General features: G+C 40.2%; 9 protein-coding genes. 7 read left to right on the top strand and 2 right to left on the bottom strand.

Annotated features, from left to right (window positions below):
- Positions 1–181 precede the first annotated feature (181 nt).
- The 6 genes from VB733_RS02270 (at position 182) to VB733_RS02245 (ending at position 7,042) form a co-directional block, all read left to right on the top strand.
- Positions 182–1,210 carry an ABC transporter ATP-binding protein gene (locus VB733_RS02270; protein ID WP_323338491.1) on the top strand — a complete coding sequence of 343 codons (1,029 nt, stop codon included), beginning with the start codon at positions 182–184 and terminating at the stop codon, positions 1,208–1,210.
- Positions 1,211–2,014 (top strand): ABC transporter permease, encoded by an 804-nt coding sequence (locus tag VB733_RS02265; protein ID WP_323338490.1) that lies wholly within the window; start codon positions 1,211–1,213, stop codon positions 2,012–2,014. It abuts the gene before it with no gap.
- A 136-nt stretch (positions 2,015–2,150) separates the two neighbouring features.
- Positions 2,151–3,683 (top strand): GldG family protein, encoded by a 1,533-nt coding sequence (locus VB733_RS02260; RefSeq protein ID WP_323338489.1) that lies wholly within the window; start codon positions 2,151–2,153, stop codon positions 3,681–3,683.
- A 132-nt stretch (positions 3,684–3,815) separates the two neighbouring features.
- Entirely contained in the window at positions 3,816–4,448 is a 633-nt protein-coding gene (locus VB733_RS02255) for a DUF4340 domain-containing protein (RefSeq protein ID WP_323338488.1), read from the top strand.
- Between the two features lie 965 nt (positions 4,449–5,413).
- The gene (purU, locus tag VB733_RS02250; protein ID WP_323338487.1) at positions 5,414–6,289 is read left to right on the top strand and encodes a formyltetrahydrofolate deformylase; all 876 of its coding nucleotides are present in this window, start codon (positions 5,414–5,416) and stop codon (positions 6,287–6,289) included.
- Positions 6,290–6,364: 75 nt separating this feature from the next.
- A complete protein-coding gene (locus VB733_RS02245; RefSeq protein ID WP_323338486.1) occupies positions 6,365–7,042 on the top strand; it encodes an ATP-dependent Zn protease in 678 nt (225 codons plus the stop codon).
- A 36-nt stretch (positions 7,043–7,078) separates the two neighbouring features.
- Here VB733_RS02245 and VB733_RS02240 read toward each other — a convergent pair whose 3' ends face one another.
- Together VB733_RS02240 and VB733_RS02235 are read right to left on the bottom strand one after the other, a co-directional pair.
- Positions 7,079–8,107, bottom strand: coding sequence for a diguanylate cyclase (locus VB733_RS02240; RefSeq protein ID WP_323338485.1), 1,029 nt, complete (start codon positions 8,105–8,107; stop codon positions 7,079–7,081).
- Between the two features lie 396 nt (positions 8,108–8,503).
- Complete coding sequence (locus VB733_RS02235; RefSeq protein ID WP_323338484.1) at positions 8,504–8,707, bottom strand: heavy-metal-associated domain-containing protein; 204 nt, start codon at positions 8,705–8,707, stop codon at positions 8,504–8,506.
- Positions 8,708–9,239: 532 nt separating this feature from the next.
- Here VB733_RS02235 and alaS point away from each other — a divergent pair.
- Entirely contained in the window at positions 9,240–11,885 is a 2,646-nt protein-coding gene (alaS, locus tag VB733_RS02230; RefSeq protein ID WP_323338483.1) for an alanine--tRNA ligase, read from the top strand.
- Positions 11,886–11,953: the final 68 nt, after the last annotated feature.

Raw genomic sequence — 11,953 nt, 5'->3', positions numbered from 1 at the left:
TAAATTATAAAGACCAAAAAAGTTGATGTTTATACTTCCCCAAAGTGCTAGTCCATAAAAATTGACGTACTGCAAACCGATAGCCAGGCGCTTTTTTGTAAATTTTGTAGTATCGATGGTAACTTAATATGTCAGGCAGTCTCACAAACTAGCAAATTCACTAGCAAAATCACCCAAGCTGATGATTGAAGTTGAGCATTTAAGTAAAATATACGGCTCTACCGCAGCCATTACCGACGTGACATTTAACGTCGAGGAAGGCGAAATCTTGGGATTTTTAGGTCCCAATGGTGCGGGTAAAACCACAACTATGCGGATTTTATCTGGATACCTACCAGCTACAAATGGTACAGCTAAGATTGCTGGTTTTGATGTCCATGAAAATTCCCTCTCAGTACGTCAACGTATTGGTTATTTACCAGAAAACCCTCCCTTATATCCCGAAATGACAATAGAAGGGTTTTTGGATTTCGTCGCCAGAATCAAAGGAGTTCCCGCAGGCGATCGCCCAGAAAAAGTTAAAATAGCTTTAGAAAAGTGTAATTTGAGCGATCGTCGTCACACAATCATTCGCAAACTTTCCAAAGGCTACAAACAACGAGTCGGTATTGCCCAAGCAATAGTTCATGATCCCCCAGCAATCATTCTCGATGAACCTACAGTCGGACTTGATCCCCGACAAATCATCGATGTGCGGAATTTAATCAAAAGTTTAGCAGGAAGCCACACAATCGTACTTTCGACACATATTTTGCCGGAAGTCAGCATGACATGCAACCGTATTGCCATTATTAACAAAGGTAAAGTCGTTGCCACAAACACTCCAGAAAACCTGATGACGCAGCTCACAGGCGGTTCTGGGTACGAATTAGAAATTAGTGGCGAGGCAAATTTAGCCAAACAGGTGTTGCAGCAATTAGTAGACGTGATTTTGGTAGAATCAATTCCAACTGTGGGAGCCAACGGAATCCCACTGCCGCAAAACCGCACTTGTTTGCGAGTCATCACACAACCAGGAAGTGAACCTGGGAGTGATATTGCAGCTATATTACTGCAAGCAGGTTTTCAGTTATACGAAATGCGTCGTGTTAGCGCTACCCTGGAAGATGTGTTTTTACAGCTAACGACTGAAGAGAAAACTCTAGAAATCAGAGAAACAGAAGAATCTACAGTCGAATCAACCGAAACCGCAGAAGGAGAAGGCGAATAAATGGGTGTCATATTCAGTAACATTATTGCCATTTATCGGCGAGAATTACAAAGCTACTTTGTGTCACCATTAGCATATGCGATCGCGGGAATTTTTTGGTTTTTGGCGGGTTTATTTTTCGTCATCATTCTCCAAGATATCCTTCAGTTTGTAAATAATTTGGATATCCAAGGACAGCAATTTCCCGGTTCGGTTCCTCCCTTTGATGTTCCTTACGAATTTGTCCGAGCCTTCCTCGACAGAATGGGTTGGTTACTGTTATTTATACTGCCAGTTTTATCAATGAGTTTATATGCTGAAGAGCGTAAACGCGGAACCCTAGAATTACTTGCCACATCACCAATCACGAATTGGGCTGTTGCAGTAGGTAAGTTATTGGGAGTGCTAACATTTTTCATAGCGATGGTAGTACCAATGATGATATTTGAAGCTATTGTTTTGAGTGCAGCCAGTCCGGCGATATCACCGGGAATAATTTTTCTGGGTCATTTAGCGTTAATTTTGCTAGCAGGGGCAATTCTATCTATCGGTATGTTTATTTCTTCGTTGACTGATAGTACAATCCTATCCGCAGTTTTGACCTTTGCAGTAATTCTATTACTATTATTTGTCGATTTAATTGCCACAAACATCGGCGGATTCGCAGGAGATGTCCTCGGTCATTTATCGCTCTTGAAACATTACAATAATCTCATTCAAGGCATCTTCGACACTAGTAGTTTAATCTTATTTTTTAGCTATATTGTTTTAGGAATTTTCCTCACAGCACAATCAATAGATGCGTTACGTTTCCAAAGGCAATAATTATCTTTTGGAGAATTTGACAAATGAAATATGGGCATTAGGTATTGATTTACTATTGACAATAAATAAAGAAAATGCCTATATTCTCTGTCTTTAATAACTAAATAAACAATAATTAATAAATCATAGCTAAATAATGAAACAAATTAAACCCAAAAGAACTTGGAAACTATTATTTTTACTTGGTCCCTTCCTCCTAACTACAGGCTTAGTCATCGGTTTAATTAGTGGGAAATGGGGAATTACTCCACTATTATTTTTAATCCCTGGAATCATTATTATCATTGCTTGGTTTATCTGGCAAAGTCAGACAACTAAGTGGTGGGCAAAACGTTCTACCCAAGCAGGAACAAACGCATTATTAGCAACAGTAGCTGTATTAGCAATATTGGGACTAATTAATTTTTTAGGAAGTCGCTACCACTTCCGAACAGATTTAACCGAAGCAAAATTATTTAGCCTCGCGCCCCAAACCCTTGAACTAGTCAAAAAATTATCTCAACCAGTCAAAGTATCCATATTTGATGTTAATCAAAATCCTCAAGACCGTGACTTACTCGAAAATTATCGTCGTCAAAGTGATAAATTTCAATTTGAGTATATTGATCCCCAAGCTAGACCTGTTCTCGCCCGCCAATTTGGAGTCAAACAACCAGGTGAAGTTTATTTAGAAAGTAATCAAGAACGTAAACTAGTACAAGTAGTTAATCAAAGCGATCGCCTTTCGGAAATTCGCCTGACTAACCGCTTAGAACAAGTTATCTCCGGTAAAGCCACCAAAGCTTACTTTCTCCAAGGACATGGAGAATATCAACTGACACCGGGCGAAAATGCCATTTCCCAAGCAGTTCAAGCCCTAAATGATAAAAACTTCACTACCGAGCCGCTAAACCTGGCAGAACAAGGCAAAATTCCCGAAGATGCCAACGTCATTATTATTGCAGGTGCAAAACGTGCCCTCTTCGACAACGAAGCCCAAGCCATACAAGACTACCTCAATCGTGGCGGAAATGTCTTTCTGATGATAGACCCCGATACCAACCCCAAACTCGATCCCCTACTCAACGCCTGGGGTGTAAAACTAGATAATCGCTTGGCTGTACAGCCCGCAGGTAAGTATGGTCCAGCCGTTATCATTGTCACCCAATACGGCAACCATCCCATCACCAAAGACTTTGGCAATAGCATCTCGTACTATAATTTTGCCCGCCCGATCGCTACAACCCCCGTCAACGGTGTCCAAAGCACTCCATTACTACTTACAAAACCATTCCCCGATTCCTGGGCTGAAAGCGACCAAAAAAGCGAAAAACTAGAATTTAACGAAGGTAAAGATATTAAGGGACCACTTAATTTAGGTATCGCTTTGACTAAAAAAGTCAATGCATCCACACCTAACAAAGAATCCCGTCTAGTCGTAATTGGAAACTCAGACTTTGTGACTGATGGTTTATTTCAGCAACAACTTAATGGAGATGTATTCCTCAACTCTGTCACTTGGCTAAGTCAACAAGATCAACAACCCCTTTCGATTCGACCAAAAGAAGCAAAAAACCGACGTATTAATCTATCCACAGCACAAGCAATACTGCTGCAAATCTCATCACTATTAATTTTGCCTTTTCTGGGTTTTCTCAGCGCAGGTTTACTGTGGTGGCAAAGAAGATAATTTTTCATCTCCTGAATACCGGATGATGAGGGGGAGAGGGGGAGAGGGGGAGAAATAGTAATAAGTTATGTAACTTTACAGTTTGCGTTTACGAATCGATTAAATACCTAATTAAATACCCATTAACTATTCATGAAACTACAACGAACAACTTTAATATTGCTATTGATGGCGTTGGGTTTGGGTAGCGTTGTCTACTTTTTGGAAAGTCAAGGGTTGACACAACGTCAGGAGTCACAAGAAAACAAACAGCAGATTTTTACCTTTACTGCTGATGATGTGCGATCGCTAAATATTAATCAAGGTAATCTCAATATTACTATTGAACACAGCACTAGTCCCAACCCTCCAAAATGGCTTTTGAAATCGCCGGTATCCTCACCTGCAAACAATGCATCCGTATCTTATCTAATGGATTTGCTAGTCCAAGGAAAAATTGAGCGTGTTATTGATGCTTCTAGTAACCAATTAAATGAATTCGGTTTAGATCAACCGATGGCAACTATTGAAATTAAGCTCAAAAACCAGAAAAATTATCAATTAATTTTGGGTAAGCCTGATTTTAACGACCGTTTTTTATATGCTCAAACTAAAAATAGCAATCAAGCCGATGGCAAAATAAATGTATTATTAGTCTCCAAAGATTTCAGTAATGCTGTGAATCGGGAATTGTCAGAATGGCAACAAACAAACAATACTCCGCCCAATAATCAAATGCCAAATTCTACACCTTTACCTGTACCAACTTTCACTCCATCACCCTAAAAAATCAACAACTTTCAATTTTTAATCTTGCTTCCCATCGCACTTTATAAGTCAATACAGCACTTGAATGACTCAAAAATAGGAATGTAAATTTCAAGATTCAGTTATCTTTTCTTGAAAATACCTATGATTCTCAATTACTTTTGCATTAGGTAAAGAAATAAGCAGGTCGATGATTGGTTTATGTTTTTTGTGGAACTTCAATAATTCTAAATAAGCAAGCGGCACAATTAGAGGCCAGAAAATAGTTGCGATCACTAATATCACACAAGAAATATAGCGCGTTTGCACACTCATCTCTGGATCATTTATAAAAAAAAATAACCATTCCTTAAAGAATAAGGCAGCTAACAAAGTATAAAAAGCTAACAACAAATACATCATAATTCACAATACTGCAATAATTAAACTGTGACAGAAGCAGCACCTATTGAGTTACTCATCTACTGATATCAAATTTGAAAATCTCAAACCTCAAGTAACTGAAAAAGAAACTCTGTTTACGTATCAAAATATTATTGTGATGTTGTCAACAAACAGTTGGTCGAGCATAATCCTCTACTCTTTTCCCAAGCGTTAAACACAATAAGTTACATATTATACAAAATTTTAATCAGAAGATTTTGATTTAGTTATTGTCTCATTGTAAACCTATTTTTAAAAATTGACATGAGATTATCTACGTAAATATGTTACATTGCTGTCACAATATATATAGTTCAAACAATTACTTTTACCAAGTTTTATTTAGCTTTATAATAACTTTTTCATAGGCTTTTCAGTAAAATTAACTACATAATGAGCATTAATGATGTTGTATTTTTGGCTGGAAGCATGATTTTGTAAAAGTGACGCTTTTTACTGGCAGATAAATACGTAGAATAAGTTACGTTCAAAAAATATTGTGCAAACAACCTTATATAGTAGAAAAATTAGGTAAATAATCGGCAAATAAATATAATTTGATGACAAGTCCAACAGCTACTCTACTAATTTCCTGTCCTGATCACAAAGGGCTAGTTGCGAAAATCGCCAATTTTATTTATGCAAATGGAGGTAATATAATTCACGCCGATCAACATACAGATTTTGCGGCTGGATTGTTCTTAACCCGTTTAGAATGGCAATTAGAAGGGTTTAACTTATCCCGCGATTTGATTGCACCTACATTTAATGAGTTCGCCAAGCGTCACGAAGTGTTCGCTCAACCGTTAAAAGCTAAATGGGAACTGCATTTTTCGGATACTGTCCCACGAATTGCCATCTGGGTGAGTAAACAAGACCATTGTCTCTACGATTTAATTTGGCGACATCGGGCACGAGAGTTTGCGGCGGAAATACCTCTAATTATCAGCAATCATCCCAATTTAAAATTTGTGGCAGACCAATTTGGAATTGATTACCATCATATTCCAGTCACAAAAGAAAACAAAGTCGCACAAGAAACCCAACAACTTGAAGTATTGCGGCAATACAACATAGACTTAGTCATATTGGCAAAGTACATGCAGATTTTAAGCGCAGATTTTGTGGCTCAGTTCCCCCAAGTAATTAATATCCATCATTCATTTTTACCTGCTTTTGTCGGTGCAAACCCTTACCATAAAGCCTTTGAACGTGGTGTCAAAATTATTGGGGCGACAGCACATTATGTCACATCAGATTTGGATGCTGGACCAATTATTGAGCAAGATGTGGTGCGGGTTAGCCATCGTGACGAAGTTGCAGATTTGATTCGCAAAGGTAAGGATTTGGAACGAGTTGTCTTGGCAAGGGCTGTGCGATCGCATTTGCAAAATCGTGTTTTAGTGTATGGTAATCGCACAGTAGTATTTGAGTAAAGTCAGAAAACCTGAACTGAATGCATAATTAAGAAAGATTAAGACACACTCATAAATTCCCAATCTCAGACATCAATGAGTCAAACAGCTTTAAATTTAGTTGCTATATCTATTTTCTTAATGACCATATCAACTCTACTTGGACCATTAATCAACTTATCACCAGCAGTCCCAGCCGTTGCCACTTTTACCATTCTAGGTATTGCCACCCTCGATAGCTTTGCACTTCAAGGTAAAGGGGGAAACGTATTTATTGATTGGGTTGCGGGATTTTCACCAGCACATCGAGAACGTATTGCCCATCATGAAGCGGGGCATTTTTTGGTAGCTTACAAGTTAGGCATTCCCATTACTGGCTACACTCTCAGCGCTTGGGAAGCTTTAAAACAAGGACAAACTGGACAAGGCGGCGTGAGTTTTAATGATGCTCAGTTAGCAACACAACTTCAGCAGGGAAAAATTACCGCCCAAATGTTGGATCGATATTGTACGGTATGGATGGCAGGTATTGCCGCAGAAACAATAGTTTATAGTAATGCCGAAGGGGGTAAGGATGATAAAACCAAGCTGGCAGGAGTATTGAAGAGTTTAGGTTTTGTGGAATCTACTTGCGAGCAAAAACAAAGATTTTCTGCCCTGCAAGCAAAAACTATCATCGAAGAAAATTGGTTAGCCTATCAAACCTTAGTCACAACTATGCAGCAACGTGCATCGGTTGAGGAATGTATTAATGTATTGAGTGTTGAATCATAATCTTTGGCTCAATATTTTTTGTCCAATTCCCATGACTTAAGATGAAACAGCTCGCAAATGCGATCGATGGGATACATGGGCATCACAACCGATAACGCGATCGCGTCCTGATGCTTTTGCTTCTAATAAATACTCGTCAGCACGGTGCAACAAGCTAATACCTTTAGCATCGTCGTCATCACACAAACAAACTGTTCCCAAGCTAATGGTGACTTTAATTGCCAGGGTATTATTGATCGCAAATGGCTGTTCACTGACGATACGGTTGAGGCGCTTTGCCACCACTAGCGCTTCTTTACAAGTTGTATTATCTAAAATAATGACAAATTCCTCTCCCCCATAGCGGAAAGGTGTTTCATGAAAGCGCAAATTTTTCTTCAACCGCATACATAACAGTTGTAGTAGTCTGTCACCAACTAAATGTCCGTAGGTGTCATTAACTTTTTTAAAGTAATCTACGTCCAGAATAATTAAACTCAAAGGTGAATTTTGAGTCCGTGCTTTGTTAATTTGCCGGGGTAAATCCCATTCCAAAGCACGACGATTATTTAATTCTGTCAGCGCATCTGATAAGGCGATGGCGCTTAATAAATCGTTTGTGCGAATCAGATCGCGATATTTGTGTGCTTTTCGTAAGCCTACCGTCAATTGAGCAAGCAGTAAGTTTCCTCTAGCAGAGGATTCTACCAACGAATCACTATTGGCATTTTCTGGAAGCCACCATATATAAGCATCAGCACCTTGACGTAATGCTGCGGAAACCATTTCGGATTCCCAGGAATAACCACGATGACTACGTTCTGCTAGTACATGGCTGCGATCTTCTAGAAGGATGCAATGGATCCACGATAACTTTGTCTGTTCTTTGAGCCAACAGCACAATCCCATGCTGCCATCCAAGCTAGCTTGCACAATGATGACATCAGGTGGCGCATGTTGAATGCGAGCTACAGCCTGATTCAAATTGGCGATAATTTCAATCTTAAAAGCGCTATGATCGCGACTCCGATCCGGAAGTGTTGCGAAAAAGCGATCGCTTCCAAAGACCAGAATGGATATGTTCATGCTTTGCTTTCTGCCCTGTTTCTACTTAATCAGAATAAACACTATCAAATCTACTAGCACTCCTTGTAATTACTGAATACAAACGGGTTTTTACTGAGGGGTAATACCCCATATTCTCAGTTATTACCGCTAGTACCCTGAGCTATTTCTAATTTTAGTCACCTCTTGATAATCTAATATCTCCTCTAACTATCGGGGTTAATTCTTATGCTACCTACTGTCGGCTTTTACTTATTTTTTTTAAACAGTAAAAATACTGAATAATCTTACGAAGTATAAATATACTACTGTATTTTCCTTGTAATACTCATTCTTACGTAATTAGCAAGTAAATAATATCTTGGACAAACACAATCGAAAATTCCCAGATGTTGGCAAAAATTGTAGTTCAGATAACTATTGTTCAACATCTATGGTGTAGCCAGCTGCAACAATTGCCTGTCTAATCGACTCTGCCGATGCCGACGATTCTACAATTACAGTTTTTGCATTCACATCTATATTTATCTTCGCATTTGGCTCTACAACCTGAATTGATTCAGTAATTGTCTCAGCACAATGATTACAAGAAATATCGGGAACATTTAATTTTAGTGCCATAAAAGAAAACGACCTCAGTAAAAATTTGGCGAAAAATTTGAGTAAATGCAACCAATGTACGGGAAATTGCGGAAATCGAAATATAAATCTAGTAGTTATGTGATTAGCGATCGCTAAGTAATGACTCAGAACTGTATTATCTTAATGAAGCTAACGTAACCGTTACATCACCCGAAAGTGGGAAGACTGTGCAACTTCCTTAGTGTCACAATACTCTTGATTATTGGGACATATATGGTTATGACTTCCATAAAAATGTCAAGATATGGCAAAGTACCGATGAAATCACCGAGTCGGCAAATGACTAAAAAATAATTTTATTGATTTTATGGCATTGAGAGGCTTCTCTACGGCATACTTTGTCATAAATAGAATATTGGGAATAGGGCATGGGCTGTAGTTTTTCCATCGGAGATAACTAAACGATATTAGTCTCGGAGTCAATTAACTATCTCCATGCCCAATCAGGGAGTTGCCATAACCGACTCCCTTCCCAATGCTTAATGCCCATTCCCTAGTTAATAAAAGTCCCATGTCTTCCAACTCACAGTACCTAAGTGGTAGCGACATTCGCCAAAAATTCCTTGACTTCTTTGCACAACGCGGACACCAAGTGCTACCAAGTGCCTCTCTCGTGCCAGAAGACCCTACGGTACTGCTGACGATTGCGGGGATGCTACCATTTAAACCGATATTCTTAGGACAGCGCACTCCGGAATTTAAACGGGCGACGACTTCGCAAAAATGTATCCGCACCAACGATATTGAAAATGTCGGTGTGACTAAGCGTCACCACACATTTTTTGAAATGTTGGGTAATTTTAGTTTTGGTGATTATTTTAAAGAACAAGCGATCGCTTGGGGTTGGGAAATCTCTACGCAAGTATTTGGTTTACCCAAAGAACGTTTGGTAGTCAGCGTTTTTGAAGAAGACGACGAAGCTTTTGCAATTTGGCGCGATCAAATAGGTGTCACTGTAAAGCGGATTCAACGCATGGGTAAAAAAGATAACTTTTGGGAATCTGGTCCCACTGGTCCCTGCGGTCCTTGTTCGGAGATATACTACGACTTCCATCCCGAACTTGGGGACGACAATATCGACTTAGAAGATGACACCCGGTTTATCGAGTTTTATAACCTGGTGTTCATGCAATACAACAAAGATGCAGCCGGAAACTTAACCCCACTTACCAATAAGAATATAGATACGGGGATGGGTTTAGAGAGAATGGCACAAATTCTCCAACAAGTCCCCAACAACTACGAAACTGATTTAATATTCCCCATCATCAAAACTGCGGCGGACATTGCCGGGATTGAATATACCAAAGCTGACGAGAAAACCAAAATATCATTAAAAGTCATCGGCGACCATATTCGCTCAGTTGTCCACATGATTGCCGATGAAATCCGCGCCTCCAATACGGGACGGGGTTATATTTTACGTCGTTTGATTCGTCGTGTTGTCCGTCATGGGAGATTAGTGGGCATTTCCGGGGAATTCACTACCCAAGTCGCCGAAACCGCAATTGCACTCTCAGAATCTGCTTATCCTGGAGTCAGGAAGCGGGAAAATGCCATCAAAGCTGAATTGCAACGGGAAGAAAGCAACTTCCTCAAAACCTTAGAACGGGGTGAAAAATTACTCGAAGACATCATTAATAAAGCCAAACAGGAAAATCAAACTACAATTAGCGGTGTTGATGTCTTCAAACTCTACGACACCTACGGTTTTCCCCAAGAACTTACCGCCGAAATTGCCACAGAAAACGGTTTGGCGATCGATGAAACTGGCTTTGTTGAGGAGATGGAAAAACAAAAACAAATGGGACGAGATGCCCATGAAACCATTGATTTAACCGTCCAGGGAACCCTCGACAAATTAGCCGAACATATTACAGTCACTGATTTCGTCGGTTATACAGAACCCGTCGCTACCTCCAAAGTTGAAGCCATTTTAATCAATGGAGTTGCCGAAGAAGAAGCCGAAGCCGGAACCGAAATCCAAATTCTCCTCGACAAAACCCCCTTCTACGCAGAATCAGGGGGACAAATCGGCGACAGGGGTTACATTTCCGGTGACGGAATCGTTATCCGCATCGAAGATGTGAAAAAAGAATCCGACTTTTTTGTGCATTTTGGACGAGTGGAACGGGGAACAATCCGAGTCGGAGACACTGTCACGGCTCAAATTGATCGCGCCTGTCGTCGTCGTGCCCAAGCAAACCATACCGCAACGCACCTATTACAAGCAGCATTGAAGAAAATTGTCGATGACGGCATTTCTCAAGCGGGTTCCTTAGTAAGTTTCGATCGCTTGCGGTTCGACTTTAATTGTCCTCGCGCACTCACACTCGAAGAAGTCCAACAAGTCGAAGAACAAGTAAACACCTGGATTGCCGAGGCATATCCCGCCAAAATCGAAGTCTTACCCTTAGCAGAAGCAAAAGAAAAAGGCGCTACCGCCATGTTTGGGGAAAAATACGGCGATGAAGTCCGGGTAATTGATTTTGCAGGCGTTTCCATGGAATTATGCGGAGGAACTCACGTCAGTAATACTGCGGAAATAGGTGTATTTAAAATTATCTCCGAAACGGGAATTTCCTCCGGTGTCCGCCGAATTGAAGCGGTTTCCGGTAGCGCAATTTTAGACTACCTAAATGTCCGGGATAAAGTTGTTAAAGATTTGAGCGATCGCTTTAAAGTCAAACCCGACGAAATTTCCGAAAGAATCACTGGATTGCAAAACGAAGTCAAAAACTTGCAAAAAGAAGTCGGTAGCTTGAAAGGAGAACTTGCGATCGCCAAATCCGACAGTTTGTTAGCAAATGCGGAAACCATCGGCGCATTTAAAATACTTGTTGCCCGCATAGATAACGTTGACGCAGCATCATTACAAACCGCAGGGGAAAGATTGCAGCAAAAACTCGGTACAAATGCTGCCGTCGTTCTTGGTTCAGTGCCGGAAGAAGGAAAAGTTAGCTTAGTTGCTGCCTTCGGTGCAGACGTGAATAAAAAAGGACTTCTTGCAGGTAAATTTATTGGGGGAATTGCCAAAATTTGCGGTGGTGGAGGCGGTGGAAAACCAAATTTAGCCCAAGCAGGGGGACGAGATGCCAGTAAATTGGATAGTGCGATCGAGCAAGCTAAGAATGATTTGATTTCTGGTTTAGGTTAGTTTTTGTAGTGCGGGCATCTTGCCCGCTTTTCAGCATCTACAATACTTTATATAATCAAAGACAGAAA

The organism is Calothrix sp. UHCC 0171 (genome assembly GCF_034931845.1).
GTDB lineage: Bacteria > Cyanobacteriota > Cyanobacteriia > Cyanobacteriales > Nostocaceae > Brunnivagina.
This window is presented reverse-complemented; position numbering and strand designations above follow the sequence as displayed.

Coding starts and splice junctions, on each gene's coding strand:
- purU (WP_323338487.1), top strand. CDS start 5,414: ATGACAAGTCCAACAGCTACTCTACTAATTTCCTGTCCTGATCACAAA.
- alaS (WP_323338483.1), top strand. CDS start 9,240: ATGTCTTCCAACTCACAGTACCTAAGTGGTAGCGACATTCGCCAAAAA.
- VB733_RS02260 (WP_323338489.1), top strand. CDS start 2,151: ATGAAACAAATTAAACCCAAAAGAACTTGGAAACTATTATTTTTACTT.
- VB733_RS02245 (WP_323338486.1), top strand. CDS start 6,365: ATGAGTCAAACAGCTTTAAATTTAGTTGCTATATCTATTTTCTTAATG.
- VB733_RS02235 (WP_323338484.1), bottom strand. CDS start 8,707: ATGGCACTAAAATTAAATGTTCCCGATATTTCTTGTAATCATTGTGCT.
- VB733_RS02240 (WP_323338485.1), bottom strand. CDS start 8,107: ATGAACATATCCATTCTGGTCTTTGGAAGCGATCGCTTTTTCGCAACA.
- VB733_RS02265 (WP_323338490.1), top strand. CDS start 1,211: ATGGGTGTCATATTCAGTAACATTATTGCCATTTATCGGCGAGAATTA.
- VB733_RS02270 (WP_323338491.1), top strand. CDS start 182: ATGATTGAAGTTGAGCATTTAAGTAAAATATACGGCTCTACCGCAGCC.
- VB733_RS02255 (WP_323338488.1), top strand. CDS start 3,816: ATGAAACTACAACGAACAACTTTAATATTGCTATTGATGGCGTTGGGT.